Origin of the sequence: Verrucomicrobium sp. BvORR106 (genome assembly GCF_000739655.1) — a bacterium.
In the GTDB taxonomy this organism is placed as follows: domain Bacteria; phylum Verrucomicrobiota; class Verrucomicrobiia; order Verrucomicrobiales; family Verrucomicrobiaceae; genus Verrucomicrobium.
Window position 1 is genome coordinate 1 of sequence record NZ_BATR01000022.1, and the last position, 19,891, is coordinate 19,891.

General features: G+C 61.8%; 18 protein-coding genes. 9 read left to right on the forward strand and 9 right to left on the reverse strand.

Translation table 11 applies throughout. The features are described from left to right. Positions 1–321: 321 nt before the first annotated feature. From BV106_RS04030 to BV106_RS04045, 4 genes are all read right to left on the reverse strand, one after another. Positions 322–639, reverse strand: a complete 318-nt coding sequence (locus BV106_RS04030) for a Dabb family protein (RefSeq protein WP_038160868.1) — start codon at positions 637–639, stop codon at positions 322–324. A gap of 81 nt (positions 640–720) precedes the next feature. Further along, the gene (locus BV106_RS04035; protein WP_038160871.1) at positions 721–1,095 is read right to left on the reverse strand and encodes an NADH-quinone oxidoreductase subunit A; all 375 of its coding nucleotides are present in this window, start codon (positions 1,093–1,095) and stop codon (positions 721–723) included. 162 nt (positions 1,096–1,257) lie between these two features. Continuing rightward, positions 1,258–1,590, reverse strand: coding sequence for a hypothetical protein (locus BV106_RS04040; protein ID WP_265592509.1), 333 nt, complete (start codon positions 1,588–1,590; stop codon positions 1,258–1,260). Between the two features lie 131 nt (positions 1,591–1,721). Then, positions 1,722–2,432: a hypothetical protein gene (locus BV106_RS04045; RefSeq protein ID WP_038160876.1), complete on the reverse strand. Its 711-nt coding sequence runs from the start codon at positions 2,430–2,432 to the stop codon at positions 1,722–1,724. An 82-nt stretch (positions 2,433–2,514) separates the two neighbouring features. Between BV106_RS04045 and ruvA the strand changes: the two genes are divergently transcribed. Beyond that, positions 2,515–3,126: a Holliday junction branch migration protein RuvA gene (gene ruvA / locus BV106_RS04050; RefSeq protein WP_038160879.1), complete on the forward strand. Its 612-nt coding sequence runs from the start codon at positions 2,515–2,517 to the stop codon at positions 3,124–3,126. Positions 3,127–3,151: 25 nt separating this feature from the next. Here the strand turns inward: ruvA and BV106_RS04055 are convergent, their stop codons facing one another. Genes BV106_RS04055 through BV106_RS04065 form a run of 3 tightly spaced genes read right to left on the reverse strand, consistent with a single transcriptional unit; the run spans position 3,152 to position 6,959 of the window. Beyond that, positions 3,152–5,149 carry a hypothetical protein gene (locus BV106_RS04055; RefSeq protein WP_081891504.1) on the reverse strand — a complete coding sequence of 666 codons (1,998 nt, stop codon included), beginning with the start codon at positions 5,147–5,149 and terminating at the stop codon, positions 3,152–3,154. 50 nt (positions 5,150–5,199) lie between these two features. Continuing rightward, positions 5,200–6,285: an ATP-binding protein gene (locus tag BV106_RS04060; RefSeq protein ID WP_081891505.1), complete on the reverse strand. Its 1,086-nt coding sequence runs from the start codon at positions 6,283–6,285 to the stop codon at positions 5,200–5,202. Beyond that, the gene (locus BV106_RS04065; protein WP_038160886.1) at positions 6,282–6,959 is read right to left on the reverse strand and encodes a response regulator transcription factor; all 678 of its coding nucleotides are present in this window, start codon (positions 6,957–6,959) and stop codon (positions 6,282–6,284) included. Before BV106_RS04065 ends, BV106_RS04060 begins: the two co-directional genes overlap by 4 nt. Positions 6,960–7,776: 817 nt before the next feature. On the opposite strand from BV106_RS04065, the gene BV106_RS04070 reads away from it, so the two are divergent. The 3 genes from BV106_RS04070 to BV106_RS04080 all read left to right on the forward strand — a co-directional run bounded on the left by BV106_RS04070 (position 7,777) and on the right by BV106_RS04080 (position 11,624). Further along, positions 7,777–8,820: a Fe(3+) ABC transporter substrate-binding protein gene (locus tag BV106_RS04070; RefSeq protein ID WP_038160888.1), complete on the forward strand. Its 1,044-nt coding sequence runs from the start codon at positions 7,777–7,779 to the stop codon at positions 8,818–8,820. A 129-nt stretch (positions 8,821–8,949) separates the two neighbouring features. Continuing rightward, the gene (locus BV106_RS04075) at positions 8,950–10,584 is read left to right on the forward strand and encodes an iron ABC transporter permease (RefSeq protein WP_051945011.1); all 1,635 of its coding nucleotides are present in this window, start codon (positions 8,950–8,952) and stop codon (positions 10,582–10,584) included. After that, positions 10,581–11,624: an ABC transporter ATP-binding protein gene (locus BV106_RS04080; protein ID WP_051945014.1), complete on the forward strand. Its 1,044-nt coding sequence runs from the start codon at positions 10,581–10,583 to the stop codon at positions 11,622–11,624. Before BV106_RS04075 ends, BV106_RS04080 begins: the two co-directional genes overlap by 4 nt. A gap of 2 nt (positions 11,625–11,626) precedes the next feature. Here the strand turns inward: BV106_RS04080 and BV106_RS04085 are convergent, their stop codons facing one another. Then, a complete protein-coding gene (locus BV106_RS04085; RefSeq protein WP_038160891.1) occupies positions 11,627–11,944 on the reverse strand; it encodes a hypothetical protein in 318 nt (105 codons plus the stop codon). A 167-nt stretch (positions 11,945–12,111) separates the two neighbouring features. Between BV106_RS04085 and BV106_RS38090 the strand changes: the two genes are divergently transcribed. Together BV106_RS38090 and BV106_RS04095 are read left to right on the forward strand one after the other, a co-directional pair. Then, the gene (locus BV106_RS38090) at positions 12,112–15,699 is read left to right on the forward strand and encodes a hypothetical protein (protein WP_265595315.1); all 3,588 of its coding nucleotides are present in this window, start codon (positions 12,112–12,114) and stop codon (positions 15,697–15,699) included. Continuing rightward, complete coding sequence (locus BV106_RS04095; RefSeq protein ID WP_265595316.1) at positions 15,644–16,360, forward strand: DUF1318 domain-containing protein; 717 nt, start codon at positions 15,644–15,646, stop codon at positions 16,358–16,360. Before BV106_RS38090 ends, BV106_RS04095 begins: the two co-directional genes overlap by 56 nt. A gap of 203 nt (positions 16,361–16,563) precedes the next feature. On the opposite strand, the gene BV106_RS04100 is transcribed toward BV106_RS04095, so the two are convergent. After that, positions 16,564–17,352, reverse strand: coding sequence for an ElyC/SanA/YdcF family protein (locus BV106_RS04100; RefSeq protein ID WP_081891507.1), 789 nt, complete (start codon positions 17,350–17,352; stop codon positions 16,564–16,566). Positions 17,353–17,370: 18 nt separating this feature from the next. On the opposite strand from BV106_RS04100, the gene dtd reads away from it, so the two are divergent. From dtd to BV106_RS37040, 3 genes are all read left to right on the forward strand, one after another. Beyond that, positions 17,371–17,823 carry a D-aminoacyl-tRNA deacylase gene (dtd, locus tag BV106_RS04105; protein ID WP_038160899.1) on the forward strand — a complete coding sequence of 151 codons (453 nt, stop codon included), beginning with the start codon at positions 17,371–17,373 and terminating at the stop codon, positions 17,821–17,823. A gap of 243 nt (positions 17,824–18,066) precedes the next feature. After that, positions 18,067–19,107: a DNA (cytosine-5-)-methyltransferase gene (gene dcm / locus BV106_RS04110; protein ID WP_050023440.1), complete on the forward strand. Its 1,041-nt coding sequence runs from the start codon at positions 18,067–18,069 to the stop codon at positions 19,105–19,107. A gap of 92 nt (positions 19,108–19,199) precedes the next feature. After that, positions 19,200–19,472, forward strand: coding sequence for a helix-turn-helix transcriptional regulator (locus BV106_RS37040; RefSeq protein WP_081887508.1), 273 nt, complete (start codon positions 19,200–19,202; stop codon positions 19,470–19,472). Positions 19,473–19,891 lie beyond the last annotated feature (419 nt).

Genomic DNA, 19,891 nt, shown 5'->3' on the forward strand with positions numbered 1-19,891 from the left:
GGGGTCTGACCGAAACAGACGGTGGTGGCCATCAGAAGGGCGGCAAGCAGCAAGTTCGTTCTCATAGTTGAAAAGGGGGAACGACTTTTATTGTGCCCGCAATTTTCAAAAAACGTCAAGAGCATTCCCTTAAGGGCGGAACACCTTGAGGCAGATGCGGCCATTCAAACAGGGCATCCATGCAATCTCCGATTATTTTCCTCGAGCAGACCGATGTAAGCGGAGCCTTGTTGGGAAGGGATGATCGGGGCCTGAAGAGCCCAAAGAAGCCAGCTCAGGGGCACAGGCCCAGGTGGCGTGAGCCCCGAAACCTCCACCCTATCAAGAGTACTTCACGTCCTTGCGGGGCTCCATCTCGAACACCATCACCTGTTGGGTCTCCACGGAGCGGTGTACCACTTCCAGGAGGAACTTATAGTAGTGCGGGTCATCCTGAAGGATGGCCAGCTTGTCCAGGCTCTCTGCCTCGATGCTGACGAACCAGTGCCAGGGATCAGAGATCTTGATGCGCTTGCCCACGTTCAGGTGCAGCACCTCCCGGATCTTGAGCAGGATGGACCGGGTGGTCCACATCATTTCCTCCAACCGGTCCGCCGTGACTTCCGGTTTCAGAGTGAAGAGGGAGACCTGGCAAATCATACCTTCACCATTCGCGCTTGGGCCGGGAAGCGGCCGTTCGTACCGCACTCAAGTCGTGGTCTTGCTGACCCTTCCTTGAGACTAGGAACTCCAGTCGAGAGCCTTCTTGCGCCAGGCGTAAACGAACGCCACCAGCAGGATGCCGACGAATGAGAGCATCCACCAGAAGATGGCGGCGCCGAAGACGGCGACATAGTCTTTGAAAATGACTGCCCAGGGGTACATGAAGACCACCTCGATGTCGAAAAGCACAAAGAGCATGGCCACGATGTAGAACTTCACGCTGAACCGGGGCTGGGCCTCACCGAGAGGGAGCATGCCGCACTCATAGGCGGAGTCCTTCATCTTGTTCCGCTTGGCGGACTTCCCTGCAAGCACGCTGGCCAGGAGCGTCACCCCGGCAAAACCGGCGGCCATGAGCATTTGCATCAGGACAGGGAGATAGTTCTCGAGCATGACAGGAGGGGAAAGAAGGACCGCAACGAAGGGCTAAAAGAGAACCGCAGGGTAGCGCGGAGGGCCCGGACGTCAAGAAAGCATCAAAAAAGCCGCCCCGGAAAAGGGCGGCTTGGTTTTGAAAGTTGGATTTGTGGGAACAGCGCGGGCTGGAGCCCTTATTTAACGGGCGGCAGCGGCAGCGGCAGCTGCGGCTTCTGCGCGGGCCAGCGTATGAGCACTGGACGCCATTTCAATACCCTTAAGACCGCGATAGCTCTTCAGTTTCTTCTCCACCAGGCCGCGGCCCACCAGATTCTGAAGCTTTTCATAAGAACGGAGTCGTAGCATTTCTTCGCCCCCGCTAACCGCGTTTTTTAGCTTTAGGTTCTCGTACACGAGCCCGAACAGAACGTTGAACTCATAAGTTTTGCCATCCGAGAGAACATTGACCAACTCATCAGTGACATGGTCAGGAACCCGACGTGAAAAACGTGTTTTTCTTACGGTAGCCATAGACTGGGAGTATAGCACCGCGCAAGCACGTTGGCGAGTTTTTGTTTGATTTCACAGGAAAAATCCCCGATTTCCAGCCTAAAGTTGCCTTTGGCGATAGTATTTTCCCGCTCCTCCGTATGGGCGCGATCTCAGCGGTTGGTGAAATTGCCCACCACGGTCATCTCGCCACTCTCAACCTTGAGTGAGAAGATTTCCTCGCTCGCGGGGAAAGTGGAGGAGTCAAAACGGTCCTGCAGATCGTCAGCAAATTCCTGGAGAGCGTCGGCCCCGGCGGGGAAAACATAGAGCGAGTTCCGGTCCGGCGTTACCACCCAGACCTCCTTGCCAAAGACCTTCTCAAAGATCTTGCCCAAGGAAGGAGCAGTGAGCAGGCAGGGGAACAGGTGGTCTTCCCCCCGATACACGGCGTAGATGACCTTTCCCGCGTCGTCCTTGATCAGTTCTGGCTGCAGGGTGGCCAGTCTGCGGTCGGCGGCTTCCGCAGCCTTCTTCTGGAAACTGTCTGCGCTGATCCCCAGCTTGCTGAACTCCGCCTCCGTGTAGGGCACCAACCGGGAGGTGGAGGGATCCAGCTTCACGGGAGTGAACACGGTGAGCCGGGCCTTCGCCAGGGTCACAGAGATGCTGGAGCGGACGACTTTGGGCTCGGGCAGCAGGAGGTAGTTCTCCACCCGGATCGGCACCGCCTTGGGCGTGCCTCCAGCCGCCGGCTGGGCTGCCGCAGGGGCCTGGGCCTGCAGACTGGACAGCGGGGCCACGAGGGCGGTGACGGCGGCGGCCGTACCAAGGAGAGGGAGAAGGAAGCGTCTCACGCCGCCACGTTCCCTGAGGCGGGCCATTCTTCAACTGGCAAATGCCGGGGCCCGCCACGAGGCCGCGCTTTCCCCTTGCGCGAATGCGCCGTCGGACGGATGTGGCCCCATGATCGCCTACCTCCGCGGCCACCTGGTCGAAGCCCTGCCCAACCAGCTCACGGTGGATGTCAACGGGGTGGGCTACCTCTGCCTGGTGCCGCTCTCCACCTATGACCGGCTTGCAGGCAGCCAGGGGGAGGTAAAGCTGCTGACGCACCTGAACATCACAGAGCGCGATCACACCCTCTTCGGTTTCGCCACCAGCGAGGAGCGTGACCTCTTCCGCCTCCTCATCAACCGCGTGAGCGGCATCGGCCCCAAGATGGCCCTGGCGGTGCTCAGCGGCATGGCCGTGGGCGACTTCAAGGACAACGTGATCCGCAACGATGTGACGGCCCTTTCCCGCATCAGCGGGGTGGGCAAGAAGACAGCCGAACGGATCGTGTTGGAACTGAAGGACAAGGTGGGCATCGTGGACACCTGGCAGGCCGCCCGGAGCACGGGTGACAGCCTCGTCCCTGACCCCACCCAGGCCGCACAAACGGACGCTGTGCTGGCCCTTATCGCCTTGGGATTCAAGCAGACCGAGGCACAGAAGACCGTGCAGGATCTCGTGAAGAAGGCTGGCGGAGAGGTCAGCGCGGACAAGCTCATCCGCGATGCTCTGAGGAACCTCTAGCCGCCCGCCGGCCCCGACAGCCCGACTACTTCAGGGTCTCCCAGTTGGGATTGCCCAACCCCTTTTCGATGAACCAATCGAGGTTCACCGACTTGGGATCATTGCCCAAGCGCTTCACCCGACCCCGCTGGGTGTCCACGAGGAAGAACCCCCTCATGGGAAACACACGCAGGCCCCGGTAGTCCAGCGCCCACGCCATGACACGGTGCACCCCGGGAGGGAGCTGCTCAAAGCTGAAGCGTCCGGTGAACTTGGCCAGTCCCTCGTTCGGGAGATGCCCCTCGGGCACGTGGGTGAACTGGAGATCCCTGGACATCACCTCCATGAAGTACAGCGGCAGCCCTGTCACTTGGGTAACGTGGAAGATCTCCCAGTGCCCGTCGTGGGGGTCCTTGTAGGTCAGGAGCACGGCATCGGCCACGCGCTCGCGGTTGGGCAGGCAGGCATAACCCCAGACAGCGCCCGCAGCCCCCTGCTCATTGGTCTGCACCACGCAGGCGGAGAGTTCCGCCGTGTTGCTGCTGAGCAGCTTGGGAGTGAGACTGAAGTTGTCCAACCGGGAATTCTTGAGCATGGCGGGCCGCAGGTGGCCCAGATCGTCCGCCTTGCGCGCCAGGTTGCGATTGCCCGCCACGTCGCCTTCCACCGTCAGCGGCAGCTTGTAGAAGAGCGTGTTGGACGCGCCACGGAGCCGGGAGGACTCCCAGACGGCCATCATGCGCCAGCCAAACGACCACGAGATGGCCTGCATGAAGACCAGGGCAAAGCCACCCGCTGTGAGAGACTGCAGGATGAATCGGCGGAGATCCGGCCGGTGCTGCCCCAGATGCCGGGCGATGAGCCAGACCAGCACCACCAGAGCCACGGTGAGCGGCACAGCGTGAATCACATACCGGGCGTGCACCGCATTGTCTCCCGTCGTGGTGGCCCAGGACCGGCCCAGGGAGGTGAGAAAAGCCGCGCCTACAGAGTAGGCCCCCAGGAGCAGCCAGGGAAGCAGCCGCTCACGAAGCGCCTGCTCGCGGAAATGCCGGGCCCAATAGGCCGCACATCCGCCAAACAGGGCCAGGGAAGCGGCTCCCAACCACAGGCTGGTGTGCATGAGGGACAGACTGGATCCCCGGGCCAGATGGCACCCCAGGAAGCGGAGGATGAAGCTGGCGGCGGCCTTCGGTCGACGGACGAACTCGCTGACGTTCCGCCCCATGGTGGCCTCCTCCCCCTGCTTGTAGGAGAAAGCGCCATCCACTTCGTTCTTGAGGCCGTGGAAGTAGAGGACCGCCGTGACCCCAAAGATGAGGAGCCAGGCGACCAAGAACCATTGCCGCTCCCTCCCCGGCCTCAGCGCGCCGGACCACCAGATCATGGGCACCATGAGCACCCAGACCAGCAGGCCGGTGGCGAAGGTCTGGGTGGCACACTCCGCACAGAGGACGGCGAGCACGAGGCGCAGCCATGCTGGCCAGTTGGGACGCAGCAGCACCACCAGCGCCGTGGTGAGGAAAAAGGCCGGGCAGGCCACCTGAAACATCATGGGCCACAGCACGATGCGGTACTGCATGGGAGACAGGATGGAAACACTGGCCAGGGCCAGCAGCGGCCACCACTGGGCAAAGGTGCCTCCCGAGGTGCGACGGATGAGCAGCCCCACATTGGCCGTCGTCAGGCACAGCAAGAACCAGCAGAACCACATCTGCCGGGTGTACTCCCCCGGCCAGTAGTGGTGAAAGAGCATGATGACCCCGCGAACGAAGGCCATGCGGTGCTCCATCTGCACCAGGAAGAAGTCCTGCCAGGTAAGCTGTCCTGCCGCCGCCTTCACATCCATGTCCACGAACATCCAGTCATCCAGGAAGGGGATGTTCACCTTGTACTCCTGGATCATGCGGTTCAGCAGGATCGCGGGCAGCAGAATGAGGAGCCAGCAGCCCGTCTTCTTGAGCACGGGCAGCCAGGCCGCCAACCGGGAGCGGTAGGCGCCCGTCGTATGGGTATCACTTGAAGTCGTAGGCCGTCCACTCATCCGGTCTCAGCAAGAGCACCCGATGAAGCCGCTGGCAGGTGAATTTTCCCTCATCCCTGTGTGACCCGGCCGGACATGGTCAGGCCTGCCATGGGGACTTTCAGAGTCATCACGGTGTTGTCTGGCTTGGAAGCAGCCGAAAGGGAGCCCTTGTGCTCCTCCGCGATCCATCGGGCAATGCTGAGGCCCAGGCCGCAGCCTTCCGTGGTGCTGCCACGGGAATTCCCACTGCGGAAGAAGCGGTCAAAGATCTTCGGCAGCTCTTCAGCACCGATCCCGCGCCCGCCGCTGCGCACCGTGACCACGGCCAAGTCGCCTTCCTGCCGCAGTTGGTACTCCACATAGCCGTCCAGCCGGTTGTACTTCACCGCATTGTCCGTGAGATTCAGCAGAAGCTGGCGCAGACGGTGACGATCTCCCCGCACCCGGCAGGGCGTGTCGATGACCACGTTCACGCTGAGATTGAGGGTCTGCCCCAGGATGGAGGCCTCCCCGGCGGCATCCCTTACCAGCTCGGCCATGTCCAGATCCTCGACCAGGAGATGCACCTGATGGGCGTCCGCCTGGGTGAGGAAGGTGAGGCCAGAGACGATGCGGTTGAGCCGCTCGATCTCATCCAGCTGGTTCGCCACCCGGTCCCGGTGATTTTCCGGCAGGGTGGTGTCCATGAGCGCCTGCTCAAAGCCGTTGCGCAGGATCGTGAGCGGGGTCTTCAGCTCATGGGACGCATGCAGGGTGAACTCCCGCACCTCCTGGAACGCGGTGTCCAGACGCTGCGTCATGTCATTGAGCACGGACGTCAGGCGGTCCAGCTCATCACCCGTGCCCCGCAGGGGAATCTGCTGGTGCAGGCTGTCCTGGTTGATCTTCTCCGCCGCCTGGGTCAGGGCCAGAATGGGGGACAGCGCCCGGCGGATGAGCCACCAGCTCACGGCCCCCAGCAAAAGCACCGGCACGCACGAAGCTGCGGCCGCCGCGAGGAAGTAGGACCAGTCAGCCGTGCCCGTGCCCTGAAGCGGGCCCCCTTCCCTCGCCAGTTCTAGCCAAGTGAAGAGGACCGAAATAACTCCGGCGAGCAGGAACAGACAGGTGTGCGCCCAGAAGAGCCGTGTGCGCAGGGACCTTTTCATTTTCATGGTTGCTTGTCAGACATCAGGTAGCCCACGCCCCTGACGGTGTGCAACAGCGGAATGGCATGCCCCTGATCAATCTTGTCGCGCAGCTTCCGGACATACACGTCCACAAGGTTCGTGCCCGGGTCAAAGTTGTAGTCCCAGACGAGCCGGAGCAGCATGGTGCGGTTGCAGACCGTGTCCACATTCTGCATGAGCACCTGCACGAGCCGGAACTCACGGGGGCTGAGCTCGATATTCTTGCCCGCGCGCTGGGCGACGCGGTGCGGCACATCCAGGGTGAGGTCCGCCAGACGCAACAGAATGGCGCCGGACTCCCCGCCGCGGCGGGCGATGGCGCGAATGCGGGCCACCACCTCCCCAATGGAGAAGGGCTTTGCCAAATAATCGTCCGCGCCGGCGTCCAGGCCGCTGATGCGGTGGTCCACGTCGCCCCGGGCAGAAAGCATGAGCACCGGGGTGGAGTTGTGCATGGCCCGGAGCTGTTTGACGATGGAGAGACCGTCCTTGCCAGGCAGCATGATATCCATGATCACGGCATCAAAGGCCTGCGTGCTGATGCGCTGCACGGCTTCGTCACCGCGCATCAATACCTCGGCGGTCCAGCCAGCGTCCGTGATGGATTCCCGCAAGGCTTCAGCCGTGCGGGGGTCGTCTTCCACTACCAGTATGGTCATGATTTCAGGGGCTCGCCCCGGAGCGGGGCAGAAAAGAAAAGAGGTTGAAAAGGATACGGATGCTCAGGTGGAAGATTCCCAGCTTCCAGCAAAATGGCCTTCATGGAAACTCGAATGAATCAAGTTTCATACGGGTTTGAGCGGCGCCGCAAGCCTGAAGCGAGTACGGTTTTCCCGGAATTTTTCATGCAGTGGCCTGCTGGGTGGGTGGGTCGAGAAGCTCGGTGGTTCCGGGAGAGGACAGCTCAGGTCTAAAATCCCCTCTCCGTAGCACCCGTAACACCCTTTTTGGCAGTTCACTGAGATAGAGAGAGGGGTCTTTTTTGGCGTAACTTGGAAAAAGGGTGTTACAGGTGCTACGGACCCTCTAGATCTCACACCGTTGCCGGTCTGGCTGAGCAAAGTGGTATAGAGCTTTAGCTCGTCAGTCGCGCTACCCACGTGCTCCAATACACGAGATAAAGCTCCATACTACTTTCCAGCTGCCGCCACGGGCGTAGTCCGGTTGTGCCAACCGGCTTGGTGAGCGAGGCGATGAAACACATTCATCGTTTGGGTGTGACGGGGCCCTGCTACCTCAGTCGCCGTGCCTCCGACCGGGACAGGAATGTCCCTCCCTCCTTTTACTGGTCAGCACCACTGGGCAGGGGCTCTTGTGCGAAAGCTCAGGTCTTGTGTCTTTCGTCTTCTAGTCTTGTGTCTCTGCGAAGCGGCGGAATGTCCCTCCCTCCCTTTACTGACCGCAGCCCTGGATTACCCACATGAACGTCCGTTAATAATTCACTTGCCTCGAGTGGGGACTGTGGTTGCTTTCTTGATGAGAACAAATCTCAACAAACCTCGCACAGGTCTTCGCTCCTGGCTCCTCGTCACAGGTCTCGCTTTCTTGGGCGGCACCTTGTTGTCCGCCAAAGAGTTGAACGTCTACACTCACCGCCACTACAAGGCAGATGAGGAGATCAATGCGCTCTTCACCGAGCGCACGGGCATCAAGGTGAATGTGGTGTCTGCCGAGGCGGACCAGCTCATCGAGCGTCTCAAGTCCGAAGGCGCGAACAGCCCGGCGGACCTGCTGGTGACGGTGGATGCCGGTCGCCTGCAACGCGCCAAGGAGGCTGGCTTGCTGAAGCCGCTGAAGTCTGAGGTGCTGGAGCAACGGGTGCCCGCCGCTCTGCGCGACAGTGGTGGCCACTGGTACGCCTATGCGCTGCGCGCCCGCGTCATCCTCTATGCGCAAGACCGCGTGAAGCCCGGTGAGATCTCGAACTACGAGGACCTCGCCGACCCGAAGTGGCGCGGCCGCCTTCTGATCCGCTCCTCCGGCAATGCCTACAACCAGTCCCTGCTGGCCTCCCTCATCGCCGCTGATGGTGAGGAGAAAGCCGAAGCCTGGGCAAAGGGCGTCGTGGCCAACCTGGCTCGTCCTCCACAGGGTGGTGATCGCGATCAGATCAAGGGCGTGGCCTCGGGTCTGGCGGATGTATGCGTCTCCAACACCTACTACCTGGGCATGCTGCTGAACTCCAAAGACCCTGCTGAACAGGCAGCGGCGAAGAAGGTGACCGTGCTCTTCCCCAACCAGTCGGGACGTGGCACGCATGCCAACATCGCAGGTGCAGGCCTGACGGTGCACGCCAAGAACGCTGAAAACGCGAAGGCCTACCTGGAATTCCTGACCACCCCGGAAGTTCAGAAGCTGATCGCCAATGGCACCTACGAATTCCCGGTGAACCGCGACCTGAGCCTGAGCGAGACGCACAAGGCCTGGGGCGAGTTCAAGCTGGATGAGGTGACCTTCCCGCAGATCGGACGGTATCAGGAGCAGGCCGTGCGCTTGTTTGACAAGGCCGGTTGGAAATAACTCCAGCTCGGCTCCTCGAACCCCAGGTCCATCCTCGTGGCGGCAGGTGCGGCAAGGCACCTGCCGCCTCCGTTTTACCGGCCGACAAGGCGAGGTTGACCCCTCCCTGCTGCTGGCCAGACTGTGCCGATGTCTGACTCCCCCTCCAAGACATCCGTTCCCCGTTTTCGGGGCGGTCAGATTCGACCCTCAGTCGCGCTCGCGTGGGTGCCGGCCTTGCTGGTGCTGCTGCCTTTGAGCCTGGTCTTCGTCCGCCTCGCCGCTCCGGCCGGAGATGCCTGGGCTCACCTGGTGGAGGTCCTGCTGCCGGGCTACGTCTGGCAGACTCTCCTGCTGATCACGCTGGTGGTGGCGCTCGCCCTGGCACTGGGGGTGCCCACCGCATGGTGGGTGGCGACCGCCCAGTTTCCCGGTCGCGGCTTCTTCCAATGGGCGCTGCTGCTGCCTTTGGCCATGCCTGGATACATCGCTGCGATGGCCTACGGCGATGCGCTGGAAGGCCTGGTGCCCGTGTACATCTGGGTGAGGCAGAAGTTTGGCGTGGATGCCTTTCTCGCCGCCCAGCAGGTCGCCCGCTGGGTGCTGGCAGTATTGGTTCTAGGGGCAACGCTGTCCCCCTACGTGTACCTGACGTGCCTGGCTTCGTTCAGTCGCCAAACCGCCGGCCCGCTGGAGGCGGCGCGGCTCCTGGGTGCTGGACCCGCCCGTCAGTTCTGGACGGTGGCCCTGCCCATGGCCCGGCCTGCGATGGCCGCGGGTGCCAGCCTCGTGGCCTTTGAGACGATCAATGACTACGGAGTCGTTTCCTACTTCGGGCTCTCGCCCCTGACGGTGGGGGTGTTCCGGGTGTGGCTGAGCGAGGGCGACCTGGGGGCCGCGATCCGGCTGGCGGTGTTCCTGCTGATCTTTGCAATGGGCGCGGTGGTGCTGGAGCGGCTGCAACGAGGGCGGCGAGTATTTGACAGCGAACCTGGTGAGACGGTGCTGGCCCGTCGTCGGCCCCGCTGGGCCTGGCAGGGTGGCATGGCGATCCTGTGTCTGATTCCGCTGCTGCTGGGCTTTGGCATTCCCGGCTGGCGACTGGGCCGGTGGGCCTCACAGAGCTGGCAGGAGACGGACTGGACCGCCACGATGGAAGCGGCCAGGCACAGCTTTGGCCTGGCGGGAGGCGTGGCCCTGTTGGTCGTGGCCGCAGCCCTGCTCATGACAGGTACCCAGCGGGCCTGGCGCTCGGCTTCACTGAGGGTGGGACGTCGCATTGGCCTGCTGGGGTACGCGATTCCCAGTGCTCTGGTGGCCGTGGGCGTGGGTGGCCTGCTCACCTGGATCGCCACCCTGCCCGGTCTGGGATTCGCCGCGCTGAGCGCCTCGGTCACCGGCTTGGTTTTCGCTTACTTTGTCCGTTTTCTAGCTGTGGGTCTGCAATCCGTGGATGCTGGGTTCAAGCGGGTGCCTGCCTGTCTGCATGAGGCGGCCCGCACCCTGGGGAGCAAACCCTGGGCAGCGCTCTGGCGCATCGAGGTGCCTCTGGTCTGGCCCGCCCTGCTGGCGGCGGCCACGCTGACCTTCATCGACGTCTTTAAGGAGCTGACGCTCACCCTGGTCCTGCGCCCCTTTAACTACGAGACGCTGGCTACGCGCATCTACCGGCTGACGGATGAGAGTCGCATCCCTGAGGCCGCCACACCCGCCCTCGTCCTCATCGGCCTCAGTCTGCTGGGGCTGATCCCGCTCGTCCATCTGCGCCAACCCCGTTCCGAATGAGCCTGCTTCACCTCACGAATCTCTCCAAGACCTACCCCCGCTCGGAACGCCCAGCGGTGAGAGAGGCCAGCCTGCAGATGCAAGCAGGCGAGCTGCTCGCCCTGGTGGGCGAGAGCGGCAGTGGCAAGACCACCCTGCTGCGTCTGATCGCCGGGCTGGAAACGGCAGATGCCGGTCAGATCACGGTCGGGGACATCACCGTGACAGATGGGACCAAGAACGTGGATGCGGAACATCGCGGCGTCGGCCTCGTGTTCCAGCATCATGCGTTGTTCCCCCATCTGACTGTGGCCGCCAACATCGCCTTTGGGATTCGCCGTCTCGACCGGGCGGAGCAAAAGCGACGGATCGAGGAATTGCTGACTCTGGTGGGCCTGCCGGGATATGAGCGGCGCTACCCCCATGAGCTCTCGGGCGGTGAACGCCAGCGCATCGCCCTGGTGCGGGCCCTGGCACCCGAACCGCGGCTGCTGCTGCTGGATGAACCCTTCAGCAATCTCGACCCCCAGTGGCGGGTGGAGATCCGGGATGAGACGCGGCGGATTCTCAAGAAACGGGGCACCAGCGCCCTGCTGGTCACCCACCACACGCAGGATGCGCTCTCGGTCGCGGACCGCATTGCCGTGCTCTACCGCGGAGTGATTCAGCAGGTGGGCACGCCAGCGGAGATCTACCATGCCCCGGCCAACCGCTATGTGGCGCAGCTCTTTGGCGTCTGCAATTTCATCCCGGCAGCCAGCCTGGTGCGCCCCTGCGGCACGGTGATCGAGTGCGACATCGGCCCCGCTGCTGCTGAAGATCAGGGTCTGTGGGTGCGGCCCGAGGATCTGGAGCTGGCCCCTTCAATGGCTGCGCCAGAAGGCGTGCTCAGAGGCGAGGTCCGGACGGTCTCCTTTCAGGGCGATCACCATGATGTGACGCTGGACTGCACGCTGCCGGGCAAGGCGCCCTTCGAAGTGCGCGTGCAGCATCGGGGTCCAGAAACCATCGCAGCCGGGGAAACCTGGGCACTGCTTCCGCGACCTCGCACCGGGCGCTAGACTTAGTTCCCCGTTTGCTGCCCTTTGCGGGCGGCGGCTTGCGTCCGGTGGTGGGCGATTTCCTGCGGGGTCAACAGACCATCACCGTTGTCATCGGCGGATTGGAACCGGCGCTCCAACTGGGGAATGGTGAGCCCGCGGCCCTGGTTCGCGGTGACAAACTCCGGCCACGTCATCGGATGCGGAGGCACCGCCATGAGGCGGGCCTTCTTCTTGATTTCTGCCTTGTTCTCCGTCTTCGGTTCAAAGAACCACCAGACGCAGGAGGAGGACATGAGGGTGGCCCCAAGCAGGGCCATGGTGCGCACCAGAACAATCATGACAAGGCAGGCGGGAGGTGGGGCGGAGACGCGCCGAGGGTGCAACCATTCCTTCCGGATTGCAAGCATATCAAAAAAACTGATCTTGTTTGGCGGACACAGCACGCGAGCGGCAACTGGCGGCCGAAGTCCTCGCAATTCCCGTTGCATCCACTATGGTCCCCACCATGCCCGAGGCGTCCCCCCAGCCCAAGCGTCCCCGCCCGTTCTGGCGGCGTTTGTTCCGGTGGATGTTCTTGCTGGGTTTCCTGGGCGTGCTGACCTTGGGCGGCGCGTTGTGGTGGGGCTATCTGGAACGGGTCAGCCTGGCCAACCGGGCGCTGGCGCAGATCGGCCCGTATCAGGCGCAGCTCGAGGGACTGGATCTGGATCGCAATGGCCACCTGGAAGTGCGAGGCCTGGTGCTGAAGGACCGGAAGAGCGGCGCCACGGTGCTTCGCCTGCCCCGCATCGTGGGCGAGGTGGGCATCGACCACCTGCGAGCCAAGCGCCTCACGGAAATCACCTTGGATGAACCTGAAATCCTCGTGGACCAGCGCTGGTTGCAAGGCCCCGCCGCTGCTGCCCCAGCCGCCCCGGTGGACCCCACCAAGCCACCCGTGCTGGCAGGTTATTCCATCGGTCGCTTCCGCATCAAGAACGCGAAGGTGAGCTTTCACCCTAACGCCCGGACCACGGCGGAGGTGACGATCAACTACGAAGCGGAGGACGTGGCGGTGGATGCCAGCGGCCGCATTCGCAGCGGCGAGCAGGAGCTGGCGCTGCAGCAGTTGAAGATCAACTCGGAGTCTGATGGAGCCCGGCCGGTGCGGCTGGAGGAGTTCCGCGTGAAGGGTCGGGTCAAGGAAGGCGTGCTGGAGCTGGATGAGCTGGCTTTGAAACAACCTGAGCTGCATGCCACCCCCACCCTGCTCGCCGCGCTGATGGGCACGGCAACGGAGATGAAGGAACAACACGCAGCCCGTCAGCAGGTGCGGAACCAGCCCGATGCCATCCCCGTGGTCCGCGCGCCTGCCGCCGATGGGAGCACGGGGACGGGATCATTGCTGACCGGCATTCGCATCGGGCGGCTGGAGATCCTGGATGCCGGGGTCTCGGCGAAGCGTTTTGTGGAAGGCAATCCCATGGGCATGGTGTTGCCGGAGAGCGAAGTCCACTTCACCTACCGCACCTCGGGCATCGAGTGGCGGTTCGGACAAGCCCCCACCATGGACGCGCATGCGCTGGAGGTGGCCTATCTGAGCGTCGCCACGCCGGACAACCAGGGCCATGTGCGCATGAAGGAGGGGCAAGTGCAGGTGGCCAAGATGATGCCCGGCCAGCCCGTGCGGGTGGAGCAACTGTTGTTGCAAGAACCACAGGTGCGCTGGACCCCGGCACTGAGGAAACTACTAGAACGGGCGCAAGGCAAGGAAACCCTTCCGACCACGCCGCCTGCGGCGAAAGGCCCCCAGTCAGAGAAGGCACCCTTTCCCGGGGTGCTCCTGGTAAAGGCGAGCCTCGCCAAGGCCGATGTGGCGCTGAAGGATCCCCAGCTCATGTCCTTCTTCCTGGAAGTGAAGGGCGGGCTGGACACCTCCGATCTGCTGCTGGACAGCCGCGGCTGGCACTCGCCGCAACGCCAGTCCCTGGATGTGGAGCAGGGGCGGCTGACCTTCCCGCCTGCTCCGAGCGGCGCGGCCAAAAAGCCGTGGCTGGAGCTGCCCCGCGGTGAGCTGGTGATCGTCCCCGATGAGTGGAACCACACGAAACGCGTGGAGCGCCTCATGCTGGAGAAGCCGGTGGTCCGGATTCGAGATGGCAACACACCCTGGCTGGCGATGACCGATCCCGAGCTGGTGGGACCGCCCTACCCGGTGCCGGAAGGTCCGCCCCCGCCTGTGGCCACCGGACCGCAGGCAGAAACGGTGAGCGAGATCACGGAAACTACTCCTGCGGCGAAACCAGAGACCGCAGAAAAGGATGCCGCACCGCCCTGGTGGAAGCAGCTCCACTTCGGCCAGGTGCTGGTGCGCGAGGGGCTGGTGGACCTGCTGGGCGACCTGCCCAAGCCGGTGGATGCGCATGCCAACGTCCACATCAGCACGGACAGCAACACGGAGGATGAACCGTTGCACCGGGTGAAGATCGAGAATTTCTCCGCCAGCCTGCCCACGCTCTCGCGACTGCCCTTCCCTGTCGCCCAGGCCACCGCGCTGGAGGGGGCGGTGCGTCTGCCCCAGATGTGGACGCAGCGCCGGATCGAGGAACTAAAATTGACCGGCGCCAGTGTGGATGCCGGGGAGCCGCTCATGCGGCTTTTTGAGAAAGAGGGGGCCAAGGAGGGCTCTGAAGTAACAACGGAGGATGAGGTGGAAGAGCTGGTGGGACCTCCGGTGCCCAAGGCTGAAGCACCTCAACCCGTTGCCAGCACCGGCCCTGCCGAGCCGCCGTGGGAGGTGGGGCACATGGCGGTGGTGGAGGGCCAGGTGACCATCTCGAACCTCATCCCCGGATTGTCCTCCGTGAAGTTCGGCGTGGCGTTCGACGCCAGGGACCTGCCGCTGTCTCCTGACGGGCTCTCCTCTCACGTCGCCCCCCAGCGCATCGAGCTGGCCAATCTGCGCGTGCCCTCCCCCTATGAGCCGCTGCGCCCGGTGGCGGAGCTGGACAGTGTGTTCCTCAGCTTCACGCTCGGCGGACTGATGCGGAAGGAGATCGACAAGGTGGAGATCGTTAGCCCCACGCTCTATGTGGGCGAAGACCTCTTCTGGTACGTGGACTACTACCGCAAGTACGTGATGGAAGGGGCCCAACCCGGCATGCCCGTGCCCATGGTGGTGGCGGCCGGGGACGATCCCACCTTCACCCAGAACGTGGCCTCCGCTGTGGTCGCGGCGGAGCCCCCCACCAGTCAGGCGGCCTGGAGCGTGAACACCCTGCAGGTGCATAGCGGGAAACTCGTCGTGGCCCCCAAGGGCAAACCGCTCAAAGGATTCCGCGATCCCTTCCCCTTCAACATCAACACGCAGGTGACCCGCGGCACCCTCCAGGCGGATCTGGACATCCCCAAGGACACGTATGAGATCCCGGACCTGAACCTCCAGCTCGTGAACATGAAGGGGCAGGTGAAGTTCAACCTCCCCATCAAACAGCGGGACAACAACCTCGTGGAAACCTTCGAGGTGGACAGCATCCGCTGGAAGGGCCTGCGCACGGGCAAGGCGTTCCTGAGCGTGACTTATGATTCCGCCGGGATCTATGCGCAGTTTGGTTCCGAGGCGTACGACGGATATGTGAACGGCCAGGTGAACGTGTACCTGGACGACAATTTCCACTGGGACGGCTGGATTGGCGGCAAGAACGTGACCACGCACGAGCTGACCCAGGTGCTCTGCCCGGGCTATTTCATCCTGGACGGCCGGGTGGAGGCCACGCTCGTGGCCCAGGGCAGCAAGGACGAGCTGTACCAGGCGGATGGTTCTTTCAAAAACCACTCCCCGGGCAAGTTCACCATCAAGGCGCTCAACGGTCTGATCAACGATCTGCCCAAGGAATGGGGCGACATCCAGCGGAAGGTCACCCAAATCGGACTGGAAACCCTGCGCGACTTCGAGTATGACCACGCCGAGGCGAACTGCCGCTTTTACGGACGCGAAGGAAATGGCATGCTGCATTTCAAAGGTCCGAACGGCTCCCGCAAATTCGAGATCAATGTCTATGACCACCGCTGGACCACGGACAAACCTGCCGCCACTGTCACCTCAGACAACTGAGGCCAGCCTCCGCCGTGGCCTGCGCACGCTGACGCTGGCCCTGGGCCTGGGGATGCTGGCCCCAGTGATGATCACGTCGTGCAGCAACTTCAAGGTGGATGTGAACTCCCCGGAGCCCATCAAGGTGGACGTGAGCATGCGACTGGATGTGTACCAGTACAAGGGCGATGAACCCGGCAAGCCGGACGCCGCCCAAGTGAGCTATGAGGAGGCTGTCGAACGCCAGCGCAATCGCATGGCGGAAATCCAGCGGCTCAAGGACAACCGCTTTGTCGCCGAAGACCATCGCGGCCTGCTCCATCTGCGCCAAAAGCCCGCCGGCGACTGGGGCGAGTACGTGGAGCGCACCGTGAATGCAGAGAACGAAGACCGCACCCTGCTCATGCGGAAGGTGGCCAAGGACTCCAACAAACCCCTGCATGAAGTGCAGGCCGAGCAGTGGAAACTCCGCACCGACAAAGCCTACCAAGGCGAGTGGATCGAAGTCCCGGGCGACAAGCCCAACTCCTTCAAGTGGATCCAGTCCGACGGCCCCCGAGTGAAGAAATCCGCCTCGGCTTCAGGAGCCGTTCCCGATGCCGTCACCCCTGCCTCACCCGCGCCCGTGCCAACCGGCGACGCGAAACCTACGGAGACAGGTGGCGCGACGGGGGCGGAATGAGAGTTTCGGATTAACCACAGAGGCACAGAGAGCACAGAGAAATGACTTTTTAGACAGAATTAACGGAATTAACAAAATTGGATTGGGGGTTCAGTTCCTCCATTCAGAAGCTGAACCCTAATTCCGTAAATTCTGTTAATTCTGTCTAAACCTCAGTTTCAGTCTCTTTGTTCTCTGTGCCTCTGTGGTTAATCTGAACTCCCTCAGTCTCTCGGCTTGTCCACTGGCGGCCACTTGGGCCCGATGTTCACCTTGTCGCCGAGTTCCCTCGGCTTGGTGTTGAGCACTTCCACATCCAGCACGGCCATGAAGCGGGCGCCGATCTCGCGCAGGTACATCTTGAACATCCACTGCGGGTCCGCGTCCTCGGCATTGAATGCCACGCTGTCGGGCAGGCCGAACCGGCGGGCCATGTAGAGGGCACGTTCGTTGTGAAACTTCTGGGAGATGATCGTCATGTCCCGCTGACCAAAGATCTGCCGGGCGCGCACCACGCTGTCGAGCGTGCGGAAACCGGCGTAGTCGCAATAGATCCGATCGGCGGAGATGCCTTTCGCGATCAGGGCATCCTTCATGTCCTGGGGCTCATTCTGGCCATCGCGATCATTGTCGCCGCTCACCAGAAGGAACTGCACCTTGCCCGCCTGCAGGAGTTTGGCGGCGGCATCCACCCGCGCGTTGAAGAAGGCATTGTCATGCGGACCGACTTTCTTCACGCACCCCAGCACGAGTCCCACGTAGCGCACGGGGATGTCGTCCACGGAGTGGTAGATCTGTTTGTGCGAGAGCGCCCAAACGATACCATAGCAGCCGCCCACGATAAGGAGGGCATGGATGCTGAAGATCGTGAGCCGGAGAAGCCAGCGTCGGATGAAGGCGTCGAACCACGCGATCTCCCGCCTCAGACGTTCGCCCAAGGTGGGTTTGTGAATCCCAGGGTGGCCGGCATGGGGATGGGGGGCGGCGGAAGCTTCCTCCTTGTCTTGACGCATCGGCTAGCATCCTGCCCTATGCGGGCATTGATTCAACGGGTTTCGGAAGCGAGTGTGACCATCGAAGGCACGGTCACGGCCAGGATCGGCACAGGGTACCTCGTGCTGCTGGGCGTCGAGGACGAGGATCACGCCGAAGACGCCGTCTGGCTGGCCACCAAGATCTCCAAGATGCGCCTCTTCTCCGATGCGGAGGGCAAGATGAACGCCGCCCTCGATGAAGTAGGCGGTGATGTGCTGGTGGTGAGCCAGTTCACCCTCCACGCCGCCACGAAGAAAGGCAACCGCCCCAGCTACATTCGCGCCGCCCGCCCCGAAAAGGCCATCCCGCTCTACGAACGTTTTGTCCACGAGCTGGAAACCGCTACCGGCAAAAAAGTCCCCACCGGCGTCTTCGGGGCGGACATGAAGGTGGCCCTGGTCAACGACGGACCCGTGACGATCTGGATGGATTCGAAGCAGAAGGAGTAGACACCAGACTGCCAGACGTCAGACCCCAGACCTGAGGCTTCACGGTGTGAGGTAGCGTAGCGTGGATTGGTGATCTGCTGAGGTCGTCGGATCCAGCGCACGCCCTGCTTTCCCCTGTGGTTGTGTGAGCACAAACTGCGCCCCCTTGGTGCACTCGTCCCTTCCACGCGTCCACTGAATTCCAGCCTTGGCAGGGGCTTCCCGTTGCACTTCATTGAGAGCACGCTAAACAAACACCTACAGATGAGCTTCTATTCGCTGGAACTTTGCGCAGGTGGGGGCGGTCAAGCCCTCGGGCTTGAAATGGCCGGATTCCACCATGTTGGAGTTCTTGAGTACGAACCTCAATTTTGCACAACGCTCAGGCTCAACCGCCCTTCATGGAATGTTCTGCAACAGGATATTAGGTCGTTTCGAGCCACGGATTTTGGTGATGTGGACATTATCGCGGGTGGTGTGCCGTGCCCACCCTTCAGCATTGCCGGCAAGCAACTTGGTGCCAATGATGACCGGGACATGTTTCCAGCAGCACTGGATATAATCTCGAAAATCAAGCCTAGGGCGGTGATGCTCGAAAATGTGCAAGGCTTCGCATCCGCGAAATTCGCAGAATACCGCGGAAAGATCATGGCCCGGTTGGCAAAGATGGGGTACGACCCTGAATGGCAAGTGATCCAGGCCTCTGACCACGGAGTTCCTCAACTTCGGCCAAGATGTATCATCGTAGCTCTTCGCTCCGAAGATAGAAAGTATTTCAGCTGGCCAAAGGCTTCTCCAACAGTACCCGCAGTGGGCGAAACTTTAGTTGATCTGATGGGAGCAAATGGCTGGCTTGGTGCAGAGGCATGGGCTGACAAGGCCATGGCTATCGCTCCCACGATTGTAGGGGGATCAAAGCGACATGGCGGACCTGATCTGGGGCCCACACGTGCAAAGAAACAATGGCGGGAGTTGGGTGTAGATGGGATGGGCATTGCCGACGAGGCACCTGACGTCCATTTCCCTGACCAAAAGATGCCGCGATTAACAGTACGAATGGTGGCGCGCATTCAAGGTTTCCCCGATCTTTGGCAGTTCAGTGGAAAGAAGACGGCTGCGTATCGACAAGTCGGTAATGCATTCCCTCCTCCGGTTGCTAAAGCAGTCGGGCGGGCCATCATTTCCGCATTTAAGCGGAAGACCCCGGCAGAACTGCTTGAGTCACAGGATCAACTGCAACTACTCGAAAAAAGCCGAGCGCGCTACACAACAAAAGCCAAAAAGAAATCGCACCAGAAGAGCTAGCCTGGAATGCTCCATAGGTGATTGCACTTCGGAAACCTCAGACAGACTATTGTCTGTGGTGAGCGGCTTTCACCAAGCAGAAGTTTGGACGCATGGGTGTCCAATCTCTTTCAGTTCGATTCGGATGGGTACTCAGATCCTGCCGACAAGAACTGGGTCTGAGTCAGGAGGAGCTCGCGGAAATGGCGGGGCTTCACGCGACCTATATTGGGTTGGTTGAACGCGGAAAACGCAACCCATCCATTGATGCAGCCAGTCAACTCGCCTCCGCTCTCAATAGACCGCTGTCAGCATTGATCGCATCTGCGGAGTCCACCAAGCGAGATCATTCGACAACCACACGCAAGAAGGGGGGCAACCGATGAGTCAGCCCTCAGCAATGGTTCGAAAGATCATTGAATTACTTCAAGCACACCCAAATGGGCTCACCTCTGGAGAGATCAGGGCAAAGTTAGGGATTGATGCAGAAGAGCAAGCTCAGTTAGACCGACGACGGCGAGAAATCCGGCAGTGGTACCATCTTGAAGTGGAACAGGTGGGGAACAGAGCAGTATACAAGCTTGGAGAACGAAAGGCAGTGGTCGGCTCTTCAGCCATAAATCTGCGCGTCCGAGCACAGGTACTAAATGCAGCAAGGGGCCGGTGCCAAATGTGTGGCCGAACGGTCGAGCACGATCATGTCAAGTTGGCCGTAGATCACAAGATCCCTCGCGATTGGGGAGGCAGCGACGAATTGGACAATCTCTGGGCACTCTGTGAAGATTGCAATTCCGGCAAAAAGAAC